At 71.4% G+C, this 23,676-nt stretch carries 22 protein-coding genes and 2 pseudogenes; 16 read left to right on the plus strand and 8 right to left on the minus strand.

Translation table 11 applies throughout. The annotated features are described in order from the left end of the window. Nucleotides 1–281 precede the first annotated feature (281 nt). The 8 genes and pseudogenes from ACFHWT_RS23655 to ACFHWT_RS23690 all read left to right on the plus strand — a co-directional run bounded on the left by ACFHWT_RS23655 (nucleotide 282) and on the right by ACFHWT_RS23690 (nucleotide 8,864). Entirely contained in the window at nucleotides 282–1,124 is an 843-nt protein-coding gene (locus ACFHWT_RS23655) for a nitrilase-related carbon-nitrogen hydrolase (RefSeq protein ID WP_416596866.1), read from the plus strand. A gap of 16 nt (nucleotides 1,125–1,140) precedes the next feature. Continuing rightward, complete coding sequence (hydA, locus tag ACFHWT_RS23660) at nucleotides 1,141–2,547, plus strand: dihydropyrimidinase (RefSeq protein ID WP_416596867.1); 1,407 nt, start codon at nucleotides 1,141–1,143, stop codon at nucleotides 2,545–2,547. A 14-nt stretch (nucleotides 2,548–2,561) separates the two neighbouring features. Further along, a complete protein-coding gene (locus ACFHWT_RS23665; protein ID WP_416596868.1) occupies nucleotides 2,562–3,575 on the plus strand; it encodes a TIGR03842 family LLM class F420-dependent oxidoreductase in 1,014 nt (337 codons plus the stop codon). Next, nucleotides 3,572–4,465 carry an ABC transporter permease gene (locus tag ACFHWT_RS23670; RefSeq protein ID WP_416596869.1) on the plus strand — a complete coding sequence of 298 codons (894 nt, stop codon included), beginning with the start codon at nucleotides 3,572–3,574 and terminating at the stop codon, nucleotides 4,463–4,465. The genes ACFHWT_RS23665 and ACFHWT_RS23670 overlap by 4 nt, the downstream gene beginning before the upstream one ends. Beyond that, nucleotides 4,462–5,262 carry an ABC transporter ATP-binding protein gene (locus ACFHWT_RS23675; RefSeq protein ID WP_416596870.1) on the plus strand — a complete coding sequence of 267 codons (801 nt, stop codon included), beginning with the start codon at nucleotides 4,462–4,464 and terminating at the stop codon, nucleotides 5,260–5,262. Before ACFHWT_RS23670 ends, ACFHWT_RS23675 begins: the two co-directional genes overlap by 4 nt. Further along, nucleotides 5,259–6,023, plus strand: coding sequence for an ABC transporter permease (locus ACFHWT_RS23680; protein WP_416596871.1), 765 nt, complete (start codon nucleotides 5,259–5,261; stop codon nucleotides 6,021–6,023). Before ACFHWT_RS23675 ends, ACFHWT_RS23680 begins: the two co-directional genes overlap by 4 nt. A gap of 76 nt (nucleotides 6,024–6,099) precedes the next feature. Next, complete coding sequence (locus ACFHWT_RS23685; RefSeq protein WP_416596872.1) at nucleotides 6,100–7,239, plus strand: ABC transporter substrate-binding protein; 1,140 nt, start codon at nucleotides 6,100–6,102, stop codon at nucleotides 7,237–7,239. A gap of 552 nt (nucleotides 7,240–7,791) precedes the next feature. Continuing rightward, a pseudogene (locus ACFHWT_RS23690) lies at nucleotides 7,792–8,864 on the plus strand (glycosyltransferase 87 family protein). A gap of 65 nt (nucleotides 8,865–8,929) precedes the next feature. Here ACFHWT_RS23690 and ACFHWT_RS23695 read toward each other — a convergent pair. Beyond that, nucleotides 8,930–9,214 carry a hypothetical protein gene (locus ACFHWT_RS23695; protein WP_416596873.1) on the minus strand — a complete coding sequence of 95 codons (285 nt, stop codon included), beginning with the start codon at nucleotides 9,212–9,214 and terminating at the stop codon, nucleotides 8,930–8,932. Further along, nucleotides 9,214–9,651, minus strand: a complete 438-nt coding sequence (locus ACFHWT_RS23700; protein ID WP_416596874.1) for a hypothetical protein — start codon at nucleotides 9,649–9,651, stop codon at nucleotides 9,214–9,216. The genes ACFHWT_RS23695 and ACFHWT_RS23700 overlap by 1 nt, the downstream gene beginning before the upstream one ends. 336 nt (nucleotides 9,652–9,987) lie before the next feature. Here ACFHWT_RS23700 and ACFHWT_RS23705 point away from each other — a divergent pair, with 336 nt between their 5' ends. Then, a complete protein-coding gene (locus ACFHWT_RS23705) occupies nucleotides 9,988–10,530 on the plus strand; it encodes a GntR family transcriptional regulator (RefSeq protein ID WP_416596876.1) in 543 nt (180 codons plus the stop codon). Next, nucleotides 10,527–11,315, plus strand: coding sequence for a GntR family transcriptional regulator (locus tag ACFHWT_RS23710; RefSeq protein WP_416596877.1), 789 nt, complete (start codon nucleotides 10,527–10,529; stop codon nucleotides 11,313–11,315). Before ACFHWT_RS23705 ends, ACFHWT_RS23710 begins: the two co-directional genes overlap by 4 nt. A 55-nt stretch (nucleotides 11,316–11,370) precedes the next feature. Here the strand turns inward: ACFHWT_RS23710 and ACFHWT_RS23715 are convergent, their stop codons facing one another. Further along, nucleotides 11,371–11,907: a GNAT family N-acetyltransferase gene (locus ACFHWT_RS23715; RefSeq protein WP_416596878.1), complete on the minus strand. Its 537-nt coding sequence runs from the start codon at nucleotides 11,905–11,907 to the stop codon at nucleotides 11,371–11,373. 109 nt (nucleotides 11,908–12,016) lie between these two features. On the opposite strand from ACFHWT_RS23715, the gene cpt reads away from it, so the two are divergent. Continuing rightward, nucleotides 12,017–12,541, plus strand: coding sequence for a chloramphenicol phosphotransferase CPT (gene cpt / locus ACFHWT_RS23720; protein WP_416596879.1), 525 nt, complete (start codon nucleotides 12,017–12,019; stop codon nucleotides 12,539–12,541). Between the two features lie 17 nt (nucleotides 12,542–12,558). Here cpt and ACFHWT_RS23725 read toward each other — a convergent pair whose 3' ends face one another. Together ACFHWT_RS23725 and ACFHWT_RS23730 are read right to left on the minus strand one after the other, a co-directional pair. After that, on the minus strand, nucleotides 12,559–13,794 hold the full coding sequence (locus tag ACFHWT_RS23725) for an erythromycin esterase family protein (RefSeq protein ID WP_416596880.1): 1,236 nt from the start codon (nucleotides 13,792–13,794) through the stop codon (nucleotides 12,559–12,561). Beyond that, nucleotides 13,791–14,387, minus strand: a complete 597-nt coding sequence (locus tag ACFHWT_RS23730) for an NADPH-dependent FMN reductase (RefSeq protein ID WP_416596882.1) — start codon at nucleotides 14,385–14,387, stop codon at nucleotides 13,791–13,793. Before ACFHWT_RS23730 ends, ACFHWT_RS23725 begins: the two co-directional genes overlap by 4 nt. Before the next feature lie 52 nt (nucleotides 14,388–14,439). Between ACFHWT_RS23730 and ACFHWT_RS23735 the strand changes: the two genes are divergently transcribed. Continuing rightward, the gene (locus tag ACFHWT_RS23735) at nucleotides 14,440–14,829 is read left to right on the plus strand and encodes a MerR family DNA-binding transcriptional regulator (RefSeq protein WP_416596883.1); all 390 of its coding nucleotides are present in this window, start codon (nucleotides 14,440–14,442) and stop codon (nucleotides 14,827–14,829) included. Nucleotides 14,830–14,842: 13 nt separating this feature from the next. On the opposite strand, the gene ACFHWT_RS23740 is transcribed toward ACFHWT_RS23735, so the two are convergent. Continuing rightward, the gene (locus tag ACFHWT_RS23740; protein WP_416596885.1) at nucleotides 14,843–15,397 is read right to left on the minus strand and encodes a winged helix-turn-helix domain-containing protein; all 555 of its coding nucleotides are present in this window, start codon (nucleotides 15,395–15,397) and stop codon (nucleotides 14,843–14,845) included. Between the two features lie 258 nt (nucleotides 15,398–15,655). On the opposite strand from ACFHWT_RS23740, the gene ACFHWT_RS23745 reads away from it, so the two are divergent. Both ACFHWT_RS23745 and ACFHWT_RS23750 read left to right on the plus strand, forming a co-directional pair. Continuing rightward, a complete protein-coding gene (locus tag ACFHWT_RS23745) occupies nucleotides 15,656–19,627 on the plus strand; it encodes a S8 family serine peptidase (RefSeq protein ID WP_416596886.1) in 3,972 nt (1,323 codons plus the stop codon). A 151-nt stretch (nucleotides 19,628–19,778) separates the two neighbouring features. Beyond that, nucleotides 19,779–20,723: pseudogene (locus ACFHWT_RS23750) on the plus strand (acyltransferase family protein); the annotation flags it as partial. Here the strand turns inward: ACFHWT_RS23750 and ACFHWT_RS23755 are convergent. Beyond that, on the minus strand, nucleotides 20,723–21,823 hold the full coding sequence (locus ACFHWT_RS23755; RefSeq protein WP_416596888.1) for a GlxA family transcriptional regulator: 1,101 nt from the start codon (nucleotides 21,821–21,823) through the stop codon (nucleotides 20,723–20,725). The pseudogene ACFHWT_RS23750 and the gene ACFHWT_RS23755 sit on opposite strands and share 1 nt — an antisense overlap. Nucleotides 21,824–21,916: 93 nt before the next feature. On the opposite strand from ACFHWT_RS23755, the gene ACFHWT_RS23760 reads away from it, so the two are divergent. Next, nucleotides 21,917–22,438: a hypothetical protein gene (locus tag ACFHWT_RS23760; protein WP_416596890.1), complete on the plus strand. Its 522-nt coding sequence runs from the start codon at nucleotides 21,917–21,919 to the stop codon at nucleotides 22,436–22,438. A gap of 2 nt (nucleotides 22,439–22,440) precedes the next feature. After that, on the plus strand, nucleotides 22,441–22,728 hold the full coding sequence (locus ACFHWT_RS23765) for a DUF3817 domain-containing protein (RefSeq protein WP_416596893.1): 288 nt from the start codon (nucleotides 22,441–22,443) through the stop codon (nucleotides 22,726–22,728). A gap of 15 nt (nucleotides 22,729–22,743) precedes the next feature. Here the strand turns inward: ACFHWT_RS23765 and ACFHWT_RS23770 are convergent, their stop codons facing one another. Further along, nucleotides 22,744–23,670 (minus strand): acetamidase/formamidase family protein, encoded by a 927-nt coding sequence (locus ACFHWT_RS23770; protein WP_416596896.1) that lies wholly within the window; start codon nucleotides 23,668–23,670, stop codon nucleotides 22,744–22,746. Nucleotides 23,671–23,676: the final 6 nt, after the last annotated feature.

Here is a 23,676-nt window from a genome sequence, read left to right on the forward strand (position 1 = left end):
AGCGGGAAGTCGGTGGCAGTGGTCAAACTGGACAGCACGGTCGCCGTCGCCGCCGTCGCCGCATTTCAGGCAAGATCGACATCGGTCGAGGGAGGTTGACCACATTACACGTTGGAAACAGTAGGTAACACGGGCATGATTGTCTGCGACCGTCGGCGTCGATACAGTCGTAGCTTCCCGAGGCCGGGAAGCACCAGGTCACCGCCGGTCATCCGGACCAGCCATGTGCTCCGGAGTGGACCCGACCGCGCCGGAAGCCGGTAGCGCAGGGAGGATCAGCCATGCCAGGAGTCGTCCGCGCCGCCATCGTCCAGACCACGTGGACAGGCGACAAGGAATCCATGATCAAAGCGCACGAGGAGTACGTCCGGCAGGCCGCCGCCCAGGGCGCCAAGGTGATCTGCTTCCAGGAGTTGTTCTACGGGCCGTACTTCTGCCAGGTGCAGGAGAGCGAGTACTACGCCTACGCCGAGTCGATCCCCGGGCCGACCACCGAACGGTTCGCCGCCCTCGCCGCCGAGCACAACATGGTGATGGTGCTGCCGATGTACGAACGCGAGCAGGCCGGGCTCCTCTACAACACCGCCGCCGTGATCGACGCCGACGGCAGCTACCTGGGCAAGTTCCGCAAGACCCACATCCCCAACGTCAAAGGCTTCTGGGAGAAGTTCTACTTCCGCCCCGGCAACCTCGGCTACCCGGTGTTCGACACCGCCGTCGGCCGGATCGGCGTCTACATCTGCTACGACCGGCACTTCCCGGAAGGCTGGCGGGCGTTGGGCCTGGCCGGCGCGCAGATCGTGTTCAACCCGTCGGCGACCAGCCGCAGCCTGTCGTCGTACCTGTGGAAACTGGAACAGCCGGCCGCCGCCGTGGCCAACGAGTACTTCATCGCAGCGATCAACCGGGTCGGCGTCGAGGCCGACTACGGCGACAACGACTTTTACGGCACCTCCTACTTCGTCGACCCGGAAGGCAAGTTCGTCGGCGACACCGGGGACCCGTACCAGCCGGAGTTGATCGTCCGCGACCTCGACCTCGGGCTGATCGAGACGGTCCGCAACCGCTGGGCCTTCTACCGCGACCGCCGCCCGGACGCCTACGGCGACCTGGTCCAACCCTGACCCGGCGGAGGAAGCCATGAGTCTGCTGATCACCGGCGGCACCGTCGTCGGACCCACCGGACCGTACGCCGCCGACGTGCTCGTCGACGGCGAGACGATCGCCGCGATCTATGCTCCCGGCGCCGGCCCGGCCGACGGCGTCGACGTCCTCGACGCGGCCGGCAAGTACGTCATCCCCGGCGGCGTCGACGTGCACACCCACATGGAGCTGCCGTTCGGCGGCACCTTCGCCAGCGACACCTTCGACACCGGCACGAAGGCCGCCGCCTTCGGCGGCACCACCACGATCATCGACTTCGCCGTGCAGCGCGCCGGTGAGGTGGTCGGCGACGGGCTGGCCGCCTGGCACGCCAAGGCCGAGGGCAACTGCCACGTCGACTACGGCTTCCACATGATCATCGGCGGGGTGGACGACGAGTCGCTCAAGGCGATGGACTCCCTGGTCGCCACCGAGGGCATCACCAGCTTCAAGCTGTTCATGGCGTACCCGGGGGTGTTCTACAGCGACGACGGCCAGATCCTGCGGGCGATGCAGAAGGCCCGCGACAACGGCGCCATGATCATGATGCACGCCGAGAACGGCATCGCGATCGACGTGCTCATCGGGCAGGCCCTGGCCCGGGGCGAGACCGACCCGATCCACCACGGGCTGACCCGCCCGGCCGCGCTGGAGGCCGAGGCGACCAGCCGGGCCATCGCGCTGGCCGGGGTCGCCGCCGACTGCCCGCTCTACATCGTGCACCTGTCGGCCAGCGAAGCCCTCGCCGCCGTCGCGTCCGCCCGCGACACCGGCCGCAACGTGTTCGCCGAGACCTGCCCGCAGTACCTCTACCTGACCCTGGAGGACCAGCTCGGCGCGCCCGGCTTCGAAGGCGCCAAGTGGGTCTGCTCCACCCCGCTGCGCAGCAGACACGAACCCCACCGCGCCGACCTGTGGCGGGGCCTGCGCACCAACGACCTGGCGGTGGTCTCCACCGACCACTGCCCGTTCTGCTTCAAGGACCAGAAGGAACTCGGCCTCGGCGACTTCTCCAAGATCCCCAACGGGATCGGCGGCGTCGAACACCGGGTCGACCTGGTCTACCAGGGCGTCGTCGACGGCAAACTGTCCCTCGCGCGCTGGGTGGAGACGATCGCCACCACCCCGGCCCGGATGTTCGGCCTCTACCCACGCAAGGGCGTCATCGCCCCCGGATCCGACGCCGACATCGTCGTCTACGACCCGGCCGGACGGACCACCATCTCGGCGGCCACCCACCACATGAACATGGACCACTCGGCGTACGAAGGGTTCGAGATCACCGGCAAGGTCGACACCGTACTGTCGCGCGGCACCGTCCTGGTCAGCGGCGACGGGGCCTACCACGGCCGGGCCGGCCACGGCCGCTACCTGCGCCGCGGCCTGTCGGACTACCTGATCTGAAGGGGGTACGCCAGATGGACTTCGGCGTCGTGTTCCAGTGTGACCCGCCCGGCCGGGAGCTGGTGTCGCTGGCCCAGCAGGCCGAGCAGGCCGGCTTCAGCCATGTGTGGACGTTCGACTCGCACGTGCTGTGGCAGGAGCCATTCGTCATCTACAGCCAGATCCTCGCCGCCACCTCGTCGGTGACGGTCGGGCCGATGGTGACCAACCCGAGCACCCGGGACTGGACCGTCACCGCGTCGACGTTCGCCACCCTCAACGAGATGTACGGCAACCGCACGGTCTGCGGCATCGGCCGGGGCGACTCGGCCGTCCGGGTCCTCGGTGCCCGCCCCACCACCCTCGCCGAGCTGCGCGAATGCGTCACCGTCATCCGTGACCTGGCCGCCGGGCGGACCGTACGATACCGCGACCGGGACATCACCCTGCCGTGGGTCGACGACGGGGCGCTGGAGGTGTGGGTCGCCGCGTACGGGCCGAAGGCGCTCGCCCTGGCCGGCGAAGTCGGCGACGGCTACATCCTGCAGCTCGCCGACCCGGACATCGCCGCCTGGATGATCGGCGCGGTCCGGGCGGCGGCCGAACGCGCCGGCCGCGACCCCGACGCGGTCACCTTCTGCGTCGCCGCCCCCGCCTACGTCGGCGACGACCTGGCCCACCAGCGGGAACAGACCCGCTGGTTCGGCGGCATGGTCGGCAACCACATCGCCGACATCGTCGCCCGCTACGGCGGGGACGGCAGCGCGGTGCCGAAGGTGCTCACCGACTACATCGCCGGCCGGCAGGGCTACGACTACGCCGAACACGGCCGGGCCGGCAACACCCACACCGACTTCGTACCCGACGAGATCGTCGACCGGTTCTGCCTGCTCGGCCCGGCCGACGAGCACCTGCGCCGGCTCGCCGAGCTGCGCGACCTCGGCGTCGACCAGTTCGCCGTCTACCTGCAACACGACGCCAAGCAGGAGACCCTGGCCGCGTACGGCGAGCAGATCATCCCCGCGTACCGCCAGGTGGTCGCGTCTTGACCAGCGGCCCGACCAGCGGCTGGGCGCGCCGGGCCGGCGTCGCCGGGGTCGCGCTGGCCGCGCTCGCCCTCGCCGCCGCAGCGTGGGAGGGCTACAAACTGGTCGGCGACCCGGACGGTACGGACCTGTTCGGCGTACCGCTGCTGCCGCGCGCCGACGACGCCGCCATGCCGCATCTGGCCGATGTCGTCGCCGGCCTCGGCACGGTCGACGTCGCCGCCGGCCAGCCGGTGTGGCGGGTGGTCGTCGACGCCTGCCTGTTCACCCTCGGGGTGACCGGCGTCGGGTTCGCCGCCGGCACCCTGATCGGGCTGATCCTGGCGGTGGCGATGCAGCGGTGGCGGATCGTCGAACGTGGACTGCTGCCGTACGTGGTGCTGTCGCAGACCGTGCCGCTGGTCGCCCTCGCCCCGGTGATCGCCGGCTGGGGCGGGCGGCTGTCGATCGGCACCTACCCGTGGCAGCCGTGGATGTCGGTCGCGGTGATCGCCGCGTACCTGGCGTTCTTCCCGGTCGCCGTCGGCATGCTGCGCGGCCTGCAGTCGCCGCCAGCCGCCGGGGTCGAGCTGATGCGCAGCTACGCGGCCGGCTGGTGGCGCACCTTATGGAAACTGCGGGCCCCGGCCGCGCTGCCGTACCTGTTCCCGGCGCTGCGGCTGGCCGGGGCCGCCGCCGTGGTCGGCGCGGTCGTCGGGGAGATCTCCACCGGCACCCGGGGCGGCATCGGCCGGCTGATCCTGGAATATTCGCGGCAGGCGACCAGCGCCCCGGCGAAGGTGTACGCGGCGATCCTCGGTGCCGCCGTGCTCGGCCTGATCGTCGCCGCCACGGTGACCCTGCTGGAGGTCGGGCTGACCCGGCACCAGCGGCGGGTGGCGGTGACCGGATGAGCAAGGAATCCGCTGTCGAGATCACCGGGGTCGACAAGGTGTTCAACGCCGGCCGGGCCGACGCGGTCACCGCGCTGACCGGGGTGGAGCTGACCATCGGCCGGGGCGAGTTCGTGTCGCTGATCGGGCCGTCCGGCTGCGGCAAGAGCACCCTGCTGCGGCTGATCGCCGACCTGATCACCCCGACCGCCGGCACGGTCACCGTCAACGGCAAGGCCGCCCGGCAGGCCAGACTCGACCAGGAGTACGGCATCGCCTTCCAGCAGGCCGGCCTGTTCGACTGGCGGACGGTACGGCGCAACGTGGAACTGCCGTTGGAGCTGCGCGGGGTGCGGCGGGCACAGCGGCGAGACCGGATCGACGAGATGCTGGCCCTGGTCGGGCTGGCCGACTTCGCCGGCCACTACCCGGCCCAACTGTCCGGCGGCATGCAGCAGCGGGTGGCGATCGCGCGGGCGCTCGCCGTACACCCGCCGTTGCTGTTGATGGACGAACCGTTCGGGGCCCTCGACGAGATGACCCGCGAACGCCTGCAGGACGAGCTGCTCGGCATCTGCGCCCGCACCGCGACCAGCACCGTCTTCGTCACCCATTCGATCTCCGAGGCGGTGTACCTGTCCGACCGGGTGGTGGTGATGTCGGCCCGGCCGGGTCGGATCACCGCCGTCGTCGACGTCGACCTCGGCGAGCGGTCGGAGCAGACCCGGCAGTCGGCGGAGTTTTTCGCCGCCGTCACCGAGGTCCGCCGGGCGCTGCGCGGCACCGGCGCGCCGGCCACGGACGCGGCGGTGGCGTGAAAGCGTTGCGGGCGGCCGGGCCGCCGGTCGCTGTCGGGCTCGCCGGGCTGGCGCTGTGGGAGGCGACGGTACGGCTGGGCCGGGTCGCCTCGTACGTGCTGCCGGCCCCGTCGGCGATCGCCGAACAGTTCTGGGCCAACCGTACGGTGGTGCTGTCCGCCGGGCTGGCCAGCGGCACCAACGCGCTGATCGGTCTGCTCGCCGGGGCGGCCCTCGGGGTGCTGGTGGCGTTGGCGATCAGCCGGCTGCGGCTGCTCAGCGAGGTGTCGGTGCCGCTGGCGGCGCTGGTCAACGCGCTGCCGATCATCGCGCTCGCCCCAGTGCTCAACAACATGTTCGACGCCGCGAGCAGTGTGCCCCGGCGGATCGTGGTCGGCCTGGTCGCGTTCTTCCCGGTCTTCGTCAACACGCTGCGCGGGCTGCGCCAGGTGCAGCCGATCCACCGGGAGCTAATGGACAGCTACGCCGCTGGCGGCGCGACGTTCGCCCGACTGGTCCGGCTGCCCGGCGCGCTGCCGTTCGTCTTCACCGGGCTGCGCCAGGCGTCGTCGCTGGCGGTGATCGCGGCCGTGGTCGCCGAGTACTTCGGCGGGCTGCAGGACGGACTGGGCGCACGGATCACCTCGGCGGCGGCGCTCACCGCGTACCCCCGGGCCTGGGCGTTCGTGGTCGGCGCCTGCCTGCTCGGCCTGGTCTTCTACCTGGCGACCCTGGCTCTGGAACGCCTCGCGATGCCCTGGCGCACCCGTACCTCGCCGTGAACCCGCTTCCCCTGGCGCTCCCGTCCGCGCGCCGCAGTCCCCCGCTCCATCATCGCGACCAGGAGGAACGACAAAGATGAGAAGACGGTTGGCCGCCGCGGCGGCGCTGACGGGTGCCGCGCTGCTGATCAGCGCCTGCGGTACGGCGGACGAGGAACCGGATGCCGGTGGTGGTGCCACCGACGGCACCACCACGGTAAAGGTGCAGTTGCAGTGGTTCTTCCAGGCCCAGTTCGCCGGCTACATCGCGGCCGTCGAAAAGGGCTTCTACGAGGAGGAAGGGCTCGACGTCGAGCTGATCGAAGGTGGGGTGGACATCGTCCCGCAGACGGTGCTCGCCCAAGGGCAGGCCGACTACGCGATCGCCTGGGTGCCGAAGGCGCTCGCGTCGCGCGAGCAGGGTGCCGAGATCACCGACGTCGGGCAGATCTTCGCCCGCTCCGGGACCTACCAGGTGGCGTTCGCCGACTCCGGCATCACCGGGCCGGCGGACCTGCGCGGCAAGAAGGTCGGCAACTGGGGCTTCGGCAACGAGTTCGAGCTGTTCGCCGCGATGACCCAGGCCGGGCTGGACCCGGGGTCCGATGTGACCCTGGTGCAGCAGCAGTTCGACATGCAGGCGCTGCTGCGCGGCGACATCGACGCCGCCCAGGCGATGAGCTACAACGAGTACGCGCAGCTGCTGGAGGCGGAGAACCCGGACACCGGTGAGCTGTACACGCCGGAGGACTTCACCGTGCTCGACTGGAACGAGGTCGGCACGGCGATGCTGCAGGACGCCATCTGGGCCGACACCACCAAGCTCGACGACCCGGCGTACCAGGAGCAGACGGTCAAGTTCCTCACCGGCACCATCAAGGGCTGGGTGTACTGCCGGGACAACCCGGAGGAGTGCCGGGACCTGTCGGTGGCGGCCGGGTCGACGCTGGGCGCCAGCCACCAGCTGTGGCAGGTCAACGAGGTCAACAAGCTGATCTGGCCGTCGACCGGCGGGATCGGGCTGATCGACGAGGCGGACTGGGCCCGTACGGTCGAGTTGTCGCTGGCCACGAAGAACCAGGACGGCCAGACGGTGCTGACCGCCGAGCCGGAGGGGTTGGCCTACACCAACGACTACATCACCCAGGCGCTCGAAGCGGCGAAGGCCGACGGCGTCGACGTCACCGGGGCCGACTTCACCCCGCTGACCGTCACCCTCAACCCCGGCGGCGCCTGAGCCGAGGCGAGCAGCCGGCTGCGTATCTACTGCTCATGATCAGTTGACGAAAAACCGGGCGACACGCCGGTGCCGTCCCGGTTTTTCGTCATCTGATCTTCGCATCCGGCGACAGGAGCGAGGCCAGATGTGCAGCGGCTGACCGACCAGGAGGGGCGCAACACGGGAAGGACAAGACCGTCCAGTACAATCCACTGTACTGACTCAGCATGATGGCTGCGGGGCGAGGCATGCACGATGTCCGGTCTGCTATGTCGCACCGGCTGAAGGACTCCGCACCGACTACAGGGCAGTGGCTCCATTCACCCGGTCCGGGTCGCGGTCGCCGTGTGGTGCACCGCAGCCGTCGTCGCCTTCGCCCAGTCGGCGGCGGCGCTCACCCGCGCCCGGCACGACCGGCTCGCCGACCTCGACGTGTACGTGGGGGCGACCACCGGGCTGCGGCACGGCGCCAGCCTCTACGACTACGCCGCTGCCGGCACCGAGGCGCCGTTCACCTATCCGCCCCTGTCCGGCCTGCTGTTCGTACCGCTGACGCTGATCGACATCGATGTGCTGCGGGTGATCTGGACGGCGGCCACCGTTGCGCTGGTGGCGCTGCTCGCCGTGATCGTGGCCCGCGCCGATGGGATCCACCGGCTCCTGCCCCGGCAGGTGGCACCGGCGGCGATCGCCCTGCTGCTGTTCGCGTCGGCTCCGGTGTCCAGCAACCTCCGGTTCGGCCAGGTCAGCGTGATCCTGACCCTGCTGGTGCTGGTTGACTGCCTGGGCGTGCCCCGCGTCGGCTGGCTGGTGTCGCCACCGGACTGGCCGCCGCGATCAAGCTCACCCCGCTGATCTTCATCCCGTACCTGTGGCTCGCTGGCGAGCGACGAGCGGCGGTCACCGCGACCGGGACCTTCCTCGCCGGTACCGGCCTGGCCTGGCTGATCCTGCCGGGCGAGTCGGCGCGGTTCTGGCTCACCGAGATGTGGGACGTCGACCGGGTCGGCAACATCGTCACCGCCGGCAACCAGTCGATCAACGGTGCCCTACTACGGCTGGGAGCACCTGACGACGCTCGTACCCTCGTGCTGTTCACCGCCGGGCTCGCGGTGGTCGCGATTGCCCTGGTACGCGGCGCGGTCGCCTACCGGGACGGGGACCGGCTGGCTGGCGTGGTGATCGTCGGCGCCGCCGGTTTGGCGTTCTCGCCGGTGTCCTGGACCCACCACCAGACCTGGCTCGTGCTAGCCGCCCTGCTGGTAGTGAGCGAGCGCCGAGGCCGGGCATTGGCCTGGACTTGTCTGGTGGCGGCCACCATGATCCTGCCGGTGATGTCGCTGGGCGACGGGCTGCCCACCGCAGACCTGACCGACAACGTCCGGGTGCTGCTCGCGTTGGTGGTGGCCTGTCTGGTCCCGACTGTCGAGGCTCGACCAAAGTCCGGTCTTTTGGGCGGGCCGAGGTGCCCAACCTCACCGCCCGACGCTTTAGGACGGCAGCTTGACGGTAGTAAGTTCGCCGCAGCGGGGGCACCAGCGGCTCTTCACCCGGAACGAGAACAGCCCGGCGAGGTAGCCGAGCAACACGGCACTGGTCAGGGCACAAACATCCATAGTCATCAACCTTCTACTGAGGTTTGAAATGGGGTCGGGCTGGTGGTTGCCGCCACCGGCCCGACCCGGCCCGCATAGACGACGGGCGGGTCTTACGGGTGCGTGACCGGGAAGGGGTCGGCACTGTTGGGCGGCCGGTGGCGTTGCAGTACGCCGGGGCGGGTCAGCGCTGACTTGTAGACACCGATCGCAGCCATCCGCCCGTCCCGCCCCGCCAACGTGATCGTGGCGAGGATGCCGACCACCGGGGAATTGGCGTCGTCGAGGCCGTACCGGATGTCGGAGACCCGTACCGTCATCGACCGGTCGCCGAACACCCAGTCGGCCTTACCGAGATGCAGCGTGTCACCGACCCGCAGGAGTTCACCATCGGCCATCAGTCGTCTCGGCCGTCGTGGACGTACCCGTCCGGCCACAACCCGGCGTACTGCAACACCGCCCGCACCCGACGCGCCCGACTGTGATCCCACCGGTCCAACACCGCCAACGCGTTGGTGAACGGCGGGCAGAACGCCGCCACGTCGCACACCCGGCATTCGGCCAACCGGCTCGGCATGTGCTCAGCCACCGTCTCCCGCGCCCGGTCCAACACGTCGACACCCGGCCGGTTCCGCATCGCCGCCGCCACCTCGTCCAGCACCGCCCGCTCGGCGTCGACAGCCGGCCGCTCGGCATCCGGCGCAGACGCCGCCCCACGCGCGGCCAGCAGCCGGAACCGTGGGTCCCGCCCGATGTCCGTCTGCCCCGGCGTCCGTCGCGGCAACGGCGGCCGGTTCGGCGTCGGACCTTCATTGCGAACGACGTACGGCGGCACGCCATACCTACTGCGGGGACCTTGGTTCCTGGTCAAGAGCTTCTCCTTCGCAGGGAGGACTGTTGAGAGGTCCGCGGCAGGTACAGGGCCGAATTCAGGCACAGCGGGCAAGAGCACTGGGGTCACCAGTGCTCTCGATTCAACATCCGTGATCCGTGGGGGCCGGGATCCTTGGTCGACTGACCAGCGCAGGAACCTCAAGTAAGCAGAGCTTATAATGATTGTGATAAGGCTGCAAGTGGCGTTGGCCAACAAGGTTCCCCGCCCAAGTACGGTCAGTGAGCCAAGCCGCCACGCATCCGGCACCATGATCGGAGGCAGCAACCGGAGGCAACCATGACAGACCAAGGCTGGACCAGCAGCTCAGACCCGTACCTCGTCGCGCAGCAGCACGACGCGTGGTCCGCCGAGGCCGCCGGCCGGGGACGCGTCGGCACGCAACAGCTTCTCGGCGTCGAGACCGCCGACGCGGACACACAGGTCAGACGCGCACTCGGACTCGCCGCCGGCGAACGAGCCGTCGTCCGCCGCCGCCTCATCCTCGAAGACGATCGGCCCGTCGAACTCGCCGACTCCTACTACCCGGAATCCATCGTCGCCGGCACCCCACTCGCCGACAACCGCAAGATCAAAGGCGGAGCGGTACGGGTCCTCGCCGACCTCAACCTCGCACCGCACCAGGTCAGCGAACACGTCACCGCACGACGGCCGACCGATCAGGAACAGGAACTCCTCGACGTCACCGCCGACGAACCACTCCTGGTCCTCACCCGCATCAGCCGCGCCGCCACCGGCCAACCCGTCGAGTACGCCGTCATGCGCACCGTGCCCAGCCGCTCCACCGGCCACACCTACCAGATGCAGGTCCAATCCGCATGACCGACGAACCCGACCACGCCGCCGCCAACGACGTACGCGACCGCCAGCGCCAGATCGCGGCCGATCTCCGCCGGCAGATCCTCACCGGCGAGTTCACACCCGGCGACAAGCTGCCCTCCACGGCCCAACTCTGCGAGCGGTACGGCGTCTCCAACCTCACCACCCAACGCGCACTCGCCATCCTCAAAAAGCAAGGATTCGTCCGTGGCGAGTCCGGGGTCGGCGTGTTCGTCACTGCCAACCAGCCGATCGTGGTCGAAGCGAACCACTACCCAGGCCAGACCAGCAGCGCCACTCCGTACCCGTGGATCAGTGAGATCGCAAGTCACGGCCGCCGCAAGACCAGCCACCTGCTCTCCGTCGACGAGGTAACGCCGCCAGTCGCGGTCGCCGCAGCGTACGACATCGAACCCGACACACGCGTCATCCGCCGGCGGCTGCTGCTCCTGCTCGACGACGTCCCGGCCGAACTGGTCACCAACTACTACCGCACCGACCTCGCCCACGGCACCCCGCTCACCGAACACCGCCTGATCAGCGGCGGATCGCTGCGCGTGCTCGCCGAACTCGGCAAGCACGCCGGACCAGCCGTTGACGACGTCGAAGCCACCATGCCCACCATCGACGAGTTCATCGTCCTACAGATGCCCGACGACATGCCCGTACTGCGCCAGTTCCGCATCATCTACACCACCGACGGCGAACCCATCGAAGTGACCGAGATGATCAAAGCCGCCCATCGACACAAGGCCAGATACCTCCTGCCCGGACCACAGGAAGGCTAACCTCTTCGGTGCTTCCTGCCGCACCTGGAAGGACCGACGGTGCCAAGGCGGCGACTCAGTCGACCAGGTCGGCGCGGGGGTCGATCACCCAATGTTGCGACCGGATGACACGGTCGGCGAACGGCACGTTGGTCTCGCCGGCCAGGGTGAAACCGAGGCTACGGCAGACGCCGTTCGACGCGGCGTTGGTCACCGCCGGGTACGCGTGCACGCTGCCCCAGCGGCCGTCGACGGCAGCCCGGCGCAGCAGCGTACCGGCCGCCCACTTGGCGAGCCCTCGGCCCTGGAACTCGGGCAGCACCATCCACCCGATCTCGGACACCGGCCCGTCGTCGAGGTCGTGAGTCCACAGGGCCACCGAACCGGCGACCATGGCCGGGTCGGCCGCGTCCGGCACGATCATCTTGATCCACTGGGTGTCGGCGGCCGCCGACTGGACGTCCCGCTCGACCTTGGCCGCGATGCCGTCGACCGGCAGCGGCCCGCCGAGGTCGGCCATCATCACCGGGTCGCAGCGCATCCGGACGTACGCGTCGACATCGTCCGGCCGTACGTCGCGCAACAGCACGCTGACTCCCCGCTTCTCGAGCACTGCCTTCAGGGTGGCACACGGTCAGCGACCATGCCGGGCCGGTGGTCGGACCTTCGATAGGGTCGAACACGGCCACCCCGCAGCCCAACGGAGAAGGCGAGCCGACCACATGGCGACGCAGGTCATCGTGCTCAACGGCGGATCCAGCTCCGGCAAGTCCGGGATCGTCCGATGTCTCAAGCACCTGTTGCCTGAGCCGTGGATCAGCCTCGGCGTCGACGACCTGATCGAGCGGTTGCCGCCGGCCATGGTGACGTTCGGCGCGCAGGGCGAGGTCATTCTCGGCGACGGCTTCGACGAGCTGCAGCACGCCTGGCGGGTGGGCGTCGCGGCGATGGCGAAAGCCGGGGCGCACATCATCATCGACGAGGTCTTCCTCGGCGGCGGCGTCTCCCAGGAGCAGGCGCGTCGATATCTGGACGGCCTGACCGTGCTGTGGGTCGGGGTGCGGTGTGCTGCGGATGTCGCGGCGGCGCGGGAGATCGCCCGTGGCGACCGGGTGATCGGGATGGCAGCGTCGCAGGCCCAGATCGTCCACCAGGGAGTCGGCTACGACATCGAGGTGGACACCAGCCACCTGGAGTCGCTGGACTGCGCCCGGGTCATCGCCGCACGGGTGACCGCCGCGACGTAGGACCGATCGGATCAGTCCTACGTCTTTGGATCCTCGACCCACCTGACCGGGCTGATCTGCGGCAGGTGCAGCAGGACGTCCACGGATCCGGCGAGGTCGTCGAGCGCGAAGTAGTGCCGCTTGTCCTCGTCGGGACGGTACATGCCGGAGATGACCCGTACGGCGTGCCGGCCGGCCAGCCACCGCCCGACGGCTTCGGGTTTCGGCGCTGCGGTCAGGTCGACCGCGTACCCCGCACCCAGCTTGGCCGCGACGCGTTCGAGGGTCTGGTCCAGGCTGCCGGGGCGGGGTGCCGGCAGGTGGATGTCCCGGATGCGGCCGGACCCGAAGGTGGTCAGCACGCAGCGGTAGCCCGTCCCGAGGTGCTGGCGGAGTCGGGAGCCGAAGCCGGTCCCCCGGGCGGCCAGGTGACCGAGCCCGTCCCAGACGACGGCTCGCCGGCCGGTGGCCCGCAGGTGTTCGACCAGCTGGTCTGCCGCAGTCGTCTCGTCGTCGCCGCTGCGGCCCCGACTGAGTGGGGCGGCGTGGAACCGTACGATGCGGTCGAGCGCCGCGAGTGCACGGGTCGCGGCGTCTGAGCCGGGGTCGAGCACGGCCGCCGTCGCGGTACGGGCCTGCCGGGCCAGGTCGACGAAGGGCACGCCGGTCCACCTGCCGTGGGCGCGTTCGACGTGTTCGCCGCCATCGTGTGCGACCCGGATCGTCGCCAGCAGTGCCGATATCCGCTCATGGTTGCGGGTGCCCGCCGTCAGGGCGAGGACCCGGTCGTAGTCGGCGGGCGCCGCTGTTGGGCGGGTGATTCCGCGGATCTCCACCTGGTCTGCCGGGTCGGCGGCGTTGTGGGCGCGTAACCAGAGCAGTGCGCGGCGCAGCGACTCGGTGCGCCACGGCCCCCAGGCGTCGACGAGGATCGCCTCGGGGCCGTTCGCCGACCGGTCTCCGGCCCTGGCCCAGCGATCGAGCCGGGCGCCGATCTCGGTGGTGTCCTGCAGGACGACGTTACGCACGCCCCGGGTCACCGACGCCTGGAGCAGGTCGACCTGCAGTTCGCACACCTCGACGCTCTCCCGGGTCGTCGGCGCGAGGCCGATGACCGTCGGCGCGGCAGGCGCGTCGCGGCCCGCTCGGCGCGGCAGCAAGCCGTAGGCGACGCCGGTCACGACGTCGCGCCACGGGGTGTCGCCGTACGCCCGCATTGGTCGGACCTGTGCGGACAGCCAGTCGACGACCGCCGCCGGTGCCCCGGCGCTCATCGGATCCTCCCCTCGGCGGCGGGGGCGCGCCCGACGCTGAGTGCCCCGGCCAACTCGGCCAGCATCCGGGCGCGATCCTCGACTTCGTCAGCCCTGGCCGCGTACCGGCCGTCGGCGACCTGGTGCGGCGAGAGGTGCAGCGACGTTCCCACTGGCCGCATCCGCAGCTCCTCGGCCACCTGGCGCAGCTGCGCCACAGCTCGGCCGCCGCCGGTCATCCCGTAGCCGACGAAGGCCACCGGCTTGTCGGCCCACTCGGCGTACAGGTGGTCCAGGGCGTTCTTCAGTACGCCCGGGAAGGAGGCGTTGTACTCGGGGACGACCATGACGTACGCGTGGTAGCTGGCTATCGCGGCAGCCCAGCGACGGGTGGTGTCGTGTTCGTAGCTGCCGAAGACGGCGGCGAGCGGCTCGCCCAGCATCGGCAGGTCGAAGCCGGCCAGGTCGATCACCTCCAGGTGGAGCTCCGGCTGGCTGGTGTCCGTTGCAACCCATTGGGCGATGGCGGGTGACCGCCGGGTGGGGCGGGTGCTGCCGGTGATCACGCCGACCCGCGGCGGTCCGCTCGGGACGGTGACGTTGTCCGTTTCCATGCCGCCGACGGTAGAACTTGAACATTGGTTGAAGTCAAGCGATGATGCGTCCATGCCCAACCTGACCGCCGCCCAGGCGACGTTGACCGTCGGCGAGGTCGCGGCTGCCAGCGGAGTCGCCACCTCGGCCATCCGGTTCTACGAACGCCAGGGACTGCTCACCTCGGTCCGTACCAGCGGCAACCAGCGCCGTTACGACGAGTTCGCCCCGTGCGTGGTGCGGATCTGCCAGGTGGCCCAACGGGTCGGGCTCAGCGTGCAGGAGATCGTCGCCCTGTTCGCCGCCCTGCCGGCCAGCCCGACCGAGGCCGACTGGCAGCAGCTCACCCGGGCGCTCGTCGCCGAGGCGGAGCGCCGCATCGCCGAACTGCACGACGTGCTCGACGACATCGCCTCCGGCGAACCGCTCTGCAAGCTACCGGCCGGCGGACGCGCACGCTGACTCCAGAAGCCGGTTACCCGGGCACCAGGTGGTAGCCGACGCCTCGGACGGTGCGTACCCGTGGCCCGTTGGGCAGCGCCGCGAGCTTGCGCCGTAGTCGCTTCACGGTGGCGTGCAGCGCGGCCCGGTCGCCCAGATAGGCGCCGCCCCAGACCGCCTCGAACAACTGCCGGTACGTCCACAGCTGCAGCGGTGGACCGGCCAGTCGCAGCAGCGTCTCCCGCTCCAACGGGGTGAGCGCCAGTGCCTCGCCGCGCCAGGTGATCTCGGTGGATACCGGGTCGAGCAGCAAGTCACCGAGGCGGGCCGGCCCGGCCCGCGACAGACCGGCAGCAGACAGACCGGTGGCAGCAGACAGACCGGTGGCAGCAGACGGACCGGCAGCCACCGCCGGCAACCCGTCGGCCGCTGGAGACCCATCGGCCGCCACCGACAGCATTGCCCGCAGCTCGGTCAGGTTGTTGACGATCAGCACGGCACCGAGGTCGTCGACGCGGGACACCAGCCGCTCGCGTACCGCCGGGTCCGTCGACACGCACACCACCAACGGCACCTCGCCACCCGTCACCGCGTCTCCCCCAGTGTGTCCCCGGAGGTCAGCCAACCGGGTGAACCGGCCCACGTCAACGCCCGCGTGGGAGCACTTCCAGCGCCGGGCGCTGTCCCGGTTTTGCCCGGCGATTGCCCATCTTGGTGCTTTCACCTGGTCATCGGGACACCGAGCATGGCCGGCAGGCGGGATCCGCCTGTCACCACTGTGAGGAGAACGATGATCCATCCACCTGGACGAACCGGCCCGCCACCAGCGGGTGCCCGGTCCGTCGCCGTGACTGTCCGGGCCGTCGCCGCGACGCTGGCGGTCGTGCTCGGCGTCACCGCCGCAACGGCTGCCGCCCCCGCCGCGTCGGCGGCCCCGATCGGCGGCAACGGCGACGCCCCGGCGGCGGTCAGTGCCGAACTGCTGGCCGACCTGGCCGCCGACGGCACCACCAGCTTCATGGTCTACCTGCGGGAGAAGGCCACCCTGGACGCCGCGGCGCGGATCAGCGAGCGGGCCCGGCGATCCACTGTCGCGTACGAGCAGCTGACCGAGGTCGCCGAGCGCAGCCAACAGGGGCTGACCGCCGACCTGACCCGGCGCAAGGTGCCGCACACCAGCTTCTGGATCGCCAACGCGGTGCAGGTAACCGGGGACCGGGCGCTGGTCGACGCGATCGCCGCCCGGCCGGAGGTGGCGCGGGTGGAACCGGTGCGCAGCCACGAGCTGATCGAGCCGGTCACGCAGTCGTCCGTCGCCGACGATCCGCAGACCCCGTGGGGGGTGGAGCAGATCGGCGCGCCCCGGGTCTGGTCGGAGTTCGGCGTACGCGGCGAGACCGTGGTGATCGCCAGCATCGACACCGGGGTCCAGTTCGACCATCCGGCGCTGGTCGCCAGCTACCGGGGGAACCTCGGTGACGGCACCTTCGACCACGACTACAACTGGTTCGACCCGACCGGGGTGTGCCCGGACGTGACGCCCTGCGACAACCAGGGGCACGGCAGCCACACTGTGGGCACGATGGTCGGTGACGACGGCGCCGGTGCCCGGATCGGGGTGGCGCCGGGGGCGCGGTGGATCGCGGCGAAGGGCTGCGAGGACCGCAACTGCTCCGACCCGGCGCTGCTGGCCGCCGGCCAGTGGGTGCTGGCGCCGACCGACCGCAACGGCGAGAACCCACGCCCCGACCTGCGACCGGACATCGTGAACAACTCGTGGGGCGGCGGCCAGGCCGACCCCTGGTACGAGCAGGTGGTCACCGCCTGGCGGGCGGCCGGCATCTTCCCGGTCTTCTCGGCCGGCAACGAGGGGCCGGCGTGCAACACCGCCAGCTCCCCCGGCGACTACCCGAGCGTCTACACCGTCGGCGCGCACGACGTCGACGGCACGATTGCCGGCTTCTCCAGCCGGGGCGCCTCCGGGGTGGACGGCCACATCACGCCGGACATCGCCGCCCCCGGGGTCGGCACCGTCTCGGCACTCCCGGGCAGCCAGTACGGCACCGCCGACGGCACCTCGATGGCGGCGCCACACGTCGCCGGCACAATCGCGCTGCTGTGGTCGGCCGCGCCGGCACTGCGTAACGACTACGACGCGACGGTCGCCTTGCTGGACCGTACCGCGATCGACGTCGACGCCACTGAATGCGGCGGCACGGTGGCGGACAACAACCTGGCCGGCGAGGGTCGGCTGGACGCGTACCAGTTGGTGGCGCAGTCACCCCGCGCGCAGACCGGCCGGCTGACCGGCACGGTGACCGACGCGGCGGACGGCTCCCCGGTCGCCGGGGCGACCGTGACGGTCGCCGGGCGCAGTGTGCAGACCGGACCCGCCGGCGGGTACGCAACGTACCTGGCGGCCGGCAGCCACACCGTGACCGTCTCCGGGTTCGGCTGGGCCACCCGGTCGCTGACGGTGACCGTCGGCACCGTACCGGTGAATCTGGACGTCGCCCTCGACGCGGTGCCGCTGGTCACCCTCTCCGGTCGGGTCACCGACGGCTCCGGGCAGGGCTGGCCGCTGTACGCACGGATCGAGATCGCCGGGCGGCCCGGCCGCCCCGTCTTCACCGACCCGACCAGCGGCCGGTACGCCGTCCAGGTGCCCCGGCACGGCACGTACCAGCTGACGGTGACCGCGATGTACCCCGGCTACCGGACGGTGACCACCGAGGTGGCGGTCGGCGGCCAGGCCCGGCGGGCGAACCTGGTGGTGGCGGCGCAGATCGCCTGCACCGCCCCCGGCTACACGGCCGACACCGGCGCTACGGTGTTCACCGCCGACTTCGCCGCCGAGCCGGCCGGCTGGACGGTCGTGGACCGCACCGACGGCGGCGGCTGGACCTTCACCGACCACCACCAGCGGGGCAACCTGACCGGCGGTGCCGGCGGGTTCGCCATCGTCGACAGCGACGGCCACGGCGTCGGCCGCAGCCAGGACACCCTGCTGCACACGCCGATGATCGACATCTCGCAGATCGCGGCACCGGTGCTGCGGTTCCGCACCGACGCGCGGATCGCCGGCAACGGCGACGTCGCCGCAGTCGATGTCTCCACCGACGGCACCGAATGGGTCAACGTCTCCCAGGTGACCGAGAGCGTACGCGGGCCGCTGTTGGTGGAGATCCCGCTGGCACCGGTGGCCGGCGCCGACCAGGTGCAGGTCCGGTTCCGCTACCGGGGCGGGTACAGCTGGTGGTGGCAGGTCGACGACGTGGCGATCGTCGACCGGACCTGCACGCCGGACGACGGCGGGCTGATCGCCGGGTTCACCAGCGACGCGAACACCGGGGAGCCGGTGGTCGGGGCGCGGGTCGCCGACCCGCAACGCCCGGACGAGTACGGCACCTCGGCGACCACCCCGGCCGACGAGACGGTGCCGGACGGGTTCTACTGGTTCTTCGCCGGCGAGGCCGGGCAGCAGCGGTCGTTCGTTGCCGAGGCGGCCCCGTACCAGCAGCGCAAGCGGACCGCGTCGGTGATCGCCGGCGGTGCCCGGCGGGTCGACTTCGACCTGCGCGCCGGGCAGTTGGCGGTCAGCGGCGCACCGGTCGCGGCGGAGCTGCCGGACGGCGGCAGCGGCAGCGCCGAAGTCACCGTCCGCAACACCGGGACCGCACCGGTGACGGTGACGGTGCTGGAACGGCCCGCCCCGGCGGCCACGCCGCCGCTGTCCGGGCAGCCGCCGTGGCAGCGGCTGGCCGACGCGCCGGACGGGTTGTCCGACAACGCCGCCGTGGTGCTCGACGGCATCGTCTACTCGATCGGCGGCGGCACCCACCTCGGCACCACCCGGCAGGCGTGGGCCTACGACCTGGCCGCCGACTCGTGGCAGCGGCTGCCGGACCTGCCCCGCGACCGGGGCAAACCGGCGGTGGCGGCGGTCGACGGCAAGGTGTACGTGTTCGGCGGCTGGGACACCGAGTTCCGGCCGCAGTCGGCGGTCGACGTGTTCGACCCGGCGACCGGGGTGTGGCACACGCTCGCCGGGGTGACCAACCCCGCCCCCCGGGCGGCGGCCGCGGCGGTGGTCGTCGAAGGGCTGATCTACCTGGTCGGCGGCTGCCGGGACGACCTGTGCCGGGCGTCGGCCGACGTGCTGGCGTTCGACCCGGCGACCGGCACGTTCCGGGCCCGCGCCGACTACCCGCACGAGGTGGCGTGGCATGCCTGCGGGGCGATCGACCTGCGGATCTACTGCGCCGGCGGGTACAGCCACGACGGCGACTACGCCGACACCCTCGCCTACGACCCGGACACCGACCGCTGGTCGACTCGCGCGGCCATGCCGGAGCATGTGACCAGCATGGCGTACTCGGTGGCCGCCGGTCGCCTGGTGCTGGCCGGCGGGATGCTGTCCGCCGGGGAGATCACCGACCGGACCATCGGGTACGACCCGGTGGCCGACGCCTGGCAGGAGCTGGCCCCGACCGGGCAGGCCGCGTTCCGGGGTGCCGGTGCCTGCGGCGGTTTGGCGATCGGCGGCATGTCGCCACAGTGGGCGGCCCTGCCGTCGATCTCCCGGTGGTCCGGGGCGGACGGCTGCGCACCGCAGGCCGAGGTGCCCTGGCTGCGGGTACGGCCGGCCAGCTTCACGCTGGCACCGGGCGCGTCGAAGGCCGTCACGCTGCGGTTCACCGCCGACGCCGCGACCGGGGTCGACGGGCCCGGCCGGTACACCGCCACGTTGGCGCTGCGGGCGCAGACCCCGTACGAGGTGCCGACCGTGCCGGTGGAGTTGACGGTGCGGCAGCGCTGAGTCGACGGGTGGTACGGGGTGTCCGATCGGCGCCCCGTACCACCCGTCGCTGGTCCCGGCGCGAGACGCCGCCGGGCATTAACCGGATCGTCGCCGCCCGGCAACCGGACGTTGCGCGGGTACCGAGGTTGCCGGGCTAGCGTTCGCGCTCATGCGTGTCAGCGGGCTCCTGGGTGACCGCGACGGTGACCGCGACCGGGGCGCCGCTCCGGCGACGGCCGCACCGGCCCGGTCCGGCGAGCGCAGCCCGTACATCGACGCGCTGCGGGCGCTGGCGATCCTGCGGGTCTACCTGCTGCACACCCTGTGGCTGACCTGGCTGCCGATGGCGTTCCCGGCGATGCCGGTGATGTTCGCGCTGGCCGGCTACCTCACGGCCGTGTCGCTGGACCGGGGCGCGCCGCTGCGGGTGGTCGGCTCGCGGCTGCGCCGGCTGCTGCCACCACTGTGGGCGCTCGCCGCGGTCGCCGTACCGCTGATGGTGCTGGTCGGCTGGCGGCCTGGCCTGCTGGACGTCGCCTGGTGGGTGGTGCCGCTGCGGAACCCGCCGTCCAGCGAGTGGGGCGGGCCGTTCTCCCTCGGCCTGTGGTACATCCGCGCCTATCTGTGGCTGGTGCTGCTCTCCCCGCTGCTGTGGTGGGCGTTCCGCCGCTGGCCGGTCGGCGCCCTGCTGACCCTGCCAGCGTTCGCCGTACTGCTCTCCTCCCCACTGGTCGACCTGCCGGTCAACCCGGTCACCGACGTGGTCTGGTCGATGGCCGCATACGGCACCTGCTGGCTGATCGGCTACGCCCGGCACACTGGCCTGCTGGACCGGGTCCCGCTGCGGTGGTACGTGCTCGGCGTCGGCGTGCTGGCGCTCGGCGCGATGATGTGGCTGGCCGAGCGGGGCGAGGACGACCGGCTCGGCGCGCTGGTGTGGGGCTGGGCGGTGGTGCTGTTGCTGATGCGGGCCCGGCCCCGGTTGGACTGGCTGGCGCAGGTGCCGTGGCTGGCCCGGCTGATCCGCATGATCAACGCCCGCGCGGTGACCGTCTACGTCTGGCATCTGCCGGTGCTGTACGCCGCCAGCGGGCTCCTCACCCTGACCGGCCTCTACGCCGGTAAGGCGGCCATCCTCGGCGTCGGCACCGTGCTGCTGGTCGGCGTGGTGCTGGCTTTCGGCTGGGTCGAGGACCTGGCCGCCCGCCGCCGCCCGTCACTGCTACCACCCAGTTGACGCCGCGCACCAGTCGGCTGACTCCGTTCGTCGCCGGGCCGGCGGAATGCGCCCCGGTAGGCGTACGGGCTGGTGCCGACGATCCGTTTGAAGCTCTCCCGGAACGCGGTCGGTGAACCGAAGCCGACCCGGCGGCTGATTTGCTCGACCCCGTCGTCGGTGGCTTCCAGCAGGTGCTGGGCCTGCCGGATCCGGGCCTCCTGCAGCCAGCGCAGCGGCGGGACGCCGGTGTGTTCCCGGAAGCGTCGGTGCAGGGTCCGGGGGCTCATGCCGGCCCGGTCGGCGATCCGGGCCAGCGTCATCGGTTCGGCCGCTTGCTCACGCAGCCAGTTCAGCAGCGGCTCGATCGCCGGCTCGGGCGGTGCCGGCGGTGCCTGGGCGGGGATGAACTGAGCCTGTCCGCCGCTGCGTTCCAGCGGCATCACCGACAGCCGGGCGGCGTCGGCCGCCGCCGCCGAACCATGGTCGCGGCGGACCAGATGCAGGCAGAGGTCGAGGCCGGCGGCGGCCCCGGCGGAGGTGAGGATCTGCCCGTCGTCGACGTAGAGCACGTCCGGGTGGACCCGGACGGCCGGGTAGCGGGCGGCCAGGTCGGCGGCGGCGCGCCAGTGGGTGGTGGCCGGTCGCCCGTCGAGCAGGCCGGCGGCGGCCAGGACGAACGCGCCGGAGCAGATCGAGGCGATCCGGGTGCCGGCGTCGGCGGTGGCACGCAGCGCGGCCTGCACCGGCTGCGGCACCGGGGCCGACAGGTCGGCGCAGCCGGGGACAATCACCGTGTCGGCGGTGGCCAGCGCGGTCAGGTCGGCGGCGGGTCGCAGGGTGAACGCGCCGGCGTCCACCTCGGCGGTGGCCGCGCAGACCACCACCTGGTACGCGGCCCGGCCGTCGGGCAGCCGCAGCCGGCCGAACACCTCGATCGGGGTGGACAGGTCGAACGGGATGACCCCGTCGAGGGCGAGGATCGCGATCCGGTGCACGTCGACGACGGTACGCCGACTGTGGCGAGAATCCGTTGACCTGTGTCCTTCCTGCCACTCCTCGCGTCACGAAACCACCCATACCGTCGCGTCGTGACGAAATTTCTGCTCTCCGTACATGTGCTCGCAGCGATCGTGGCGATCGGCCCGGTGACCGTCGCAGCCAGCATGTTCCCGGCCGCCGCCCGGCGGGCGATCGCCGACCCACGCGACGCCGCCGCCCGCACGACCCTGCGCACGCTGCACCGAATCTGCCGGGTGTACGCCGCCGTCGGGATCGTCGTGCCGGTCTTCGGTCTGGCCACCGCCACCAGCCTCGGGGTGCTCACCGACACCTGGCTGCTCGTGTCGATCGCGCTCACCGCGATCGCCGCCGCACTGCTGGTGCTACGGGTCCTGCCCCGCCAGCAGATGCTGCTGACCGGGATCGACGCTCCCGGCGCCCAGCCGGAGCCGACGGCGACCGCAACAGGGGCAGCGACAGGGGCAGCGACCGCGAGTACACCGACCACCGCGCCGCAGCGGCTGGCGGCGTACACCGGGGTGTTCAACCTGCTCTGGGCGACGGTCACGGTGCTGATGATCGTCCGTCCCGGCTCGACGACCGGGGTGTGAGGATGTCAGGCAGTCAGCGGCTGTTGCGGATCGCCGCCGGAGTCGAGATCACCACTCTGATCGTGATGCTGGCCAACCTGGCCACGGTGCACTGGTCGGCCGTGTCGTCGCTGCTCGGCCCGACCCACGGGGCGGCGTACCTGCTGGTGGTCGTCGCCACCGCGCAGCAGCCGGCCGCGCCGACATCGACCCGGCTACTCAGTCTGCTGCCCGGCGTCGGCGGCCTGCTGGTGCTGCGGGCACTGGCCGCGCACCGTCGACCGACACCGGACGCACCGGCGCAGAGTTGAACGGCACCGGCCCCATCAGCGGAGGGCGTCGTCGGCGAGCCGGGCGTGCACGCCGACGACGCCGTTGACGATCTGCGTCACCCGTACGTCGACGACGACGCTGGCCAGGGCGACCGCGTCGCCCCGGGACAGCCCGTGCCGGCGGGACATCAGGGTGATCATCGTGTCGAGGGCGTCGGCGGCCGCGGCGTCCAGGGTGTCGCCCAGGCCGAGGGTCAGCCAGGCGCCGTCGACCTGGGCCACCGGGCCGGTCAGCGGCTGGTCGTCGACCAGGTCGAAGGTGAGCTGGACCCGGTCCATCGGGCACTCGATCGCCGTACCGCAGATCTCGCCGTCGCCCTGGGCGGCGTGGCCGTCGCCGACGGAGAACAGCGCGCCGTCGACGGTCACCGGCAGCAGCAGGGTGCTGCCGACGACCAGGTCCTTGCAGTCCAGGTTGCCGCCGCAGCGTCGGGGCGGGATCGTCGAGTGCTCGCCGGGCTGCGCCGGTGGCATGCCGAGCACCCCGAGGAACGGCCGCAGGGTCACCGCGTGGCCGTGCTGGTTGCGCCCGGTGCCGGCGGCCGGGTCCAACTGCCAGGTGTGCACCGTTTCGGTGCCGGCGATGCCGTACCGCTCACTGTGCGGGGTCAACGCGCTGCCGGCCAGGGTGGTGCCCCACCCGGCCGGCAGTACCTCGTCGACGCGTACCGACAGGGTCGTCCCGGGCCGGGCGCCGCGTACCGCGATCGGCCCGACCAGGGCGTGGCCGAAGCCCGGCCGGTACACCGGCACCCGGGGCCGCTGGTCGTGCGGCCCGCCGGCGTACGGACCGGCCGACCACCAGCAGTCCAGGGTACGGAGGGTGACGGTGTCGCCGGGGTCGATGGTGAGCACCGGCGGATAGTCGGGTGAGAAGTAGCCGTGCAGGGTCTGGGCGTTCGGCTCCAGGGTGTGCCGCATCGCCGC

Origin of the sequence: Micromonospora sp. LOL_021, from assembly GCF_048060215.1 — a bacterium.
Lineage (GTDB): Bacteria > Actinomycetota > Actinomycetes > Mycobacteriales > Micromonosporaceae > Micromonospora_E.

Excerpts from the sequence above, each read along its gene's own strand:
- ACFHWT_RS23655 (WP_416596866.1), top strand. The coding sequence starts at position 282 with ATGCCAGGAGTCGTCCGCGCCGCCATCGTCCAGACCACGTGGACAGGC.
- hydA (WP_416596867.1), top strand. The coding sequence starts at position 1,141 with ATGAGTCTGCTGATCACCGGCGGCACCGTCGTCGGACCCACCGGACCG.
- ACFHWT_RS23665 (WP_416596868.1), top strand. The coding sequence starts at position 2,562 with ATGGACTTCGGCGTCGTGTTCCAGTGTGACCCGCCCGGCCGGGAGCTG.
- ACFHWT_RS23675 (WP_416596870.1), top strand. The coding sequence starts at position 4,462 with ATGAGCAAGGAATCCGCTGTCGAGATCACCGGGGTCGACAAGGTGTTC.
- ACFHWT_RS23685 (WP_416596872.1), top strand. The coding sequence starts at position 6,100 with ATGAGAAGACGGTTGGCCGCCGCGGCGGCGCTGACGGGTGCCGCGCTG.
- ACFHWT_RS23695 (WP_416596873.1), bottom strand. The coding sequence starts at position 9,214 with ATGGCCGATGGTGAACTCCTGCGGGTCGGTGACACGCTGCATCTCGGT.
- ACFHWT_RS23705 (WP_416596876.1), top strand. The coding sequence starts at position 9,988 with ATGACAGACCAAGGCTGGACCAGCAGCTCAGACCCGTACCTCGTCGCG.
- ACFHWT_RS23710 (WP_416596877.1), top strand. The coding sequence starts at position 10,527 with ATGACCGACGAACCCGACCACGCCGCCGCCAACGACGTACGCGACCGC.
- cpt (WP_416596879.1), top strand. The coding sequence starts at position 12,017 with ATGGCGACGCAGGTCATCGTGCTCAACGGCGGATCCAGCTCCGGCAAG.
- ACFHWT_RS23725 (WP_416596880.1), bottom strand. The coding sequence starts at position 13,794 with ATGAGCGCCGGGGCACCGGCGGCGGTCGTCGACTGGCTGTCCGCACAG.
- ACFHWT_RS23730 (WP_416596882.1), bottom strand. The coding sequence starts at position 14,387 with ATGGAAACGGACAACGTCACCGTCCCGAGCGGACCGCCGCGGGTCGGC.
- ACFHWT_RS23735 (WP_416596883.1), top strand. The coding sequence starts at position 14,440 with ATGCCCAACCTGACCGCCGCCCAGGCGACGTTGACCGTCGGCGAGGTC.
- ACFHWT_RS23765 (WP_416596893.1), top strand. The coding sequence starts at position 22,441 with ATGTCAGGCAGTCAGCGGCTGTTGCGGATCGCCGCCGGAGTCGAGATC.
- ACFHWT_RS23770 (WP_416596896.1), bottom strand. The coding sequence starts at position 23,670 with ATGCGGCACACCCTGGAGCCGAACGCCCAGACCCTGCACGGCTACTTC.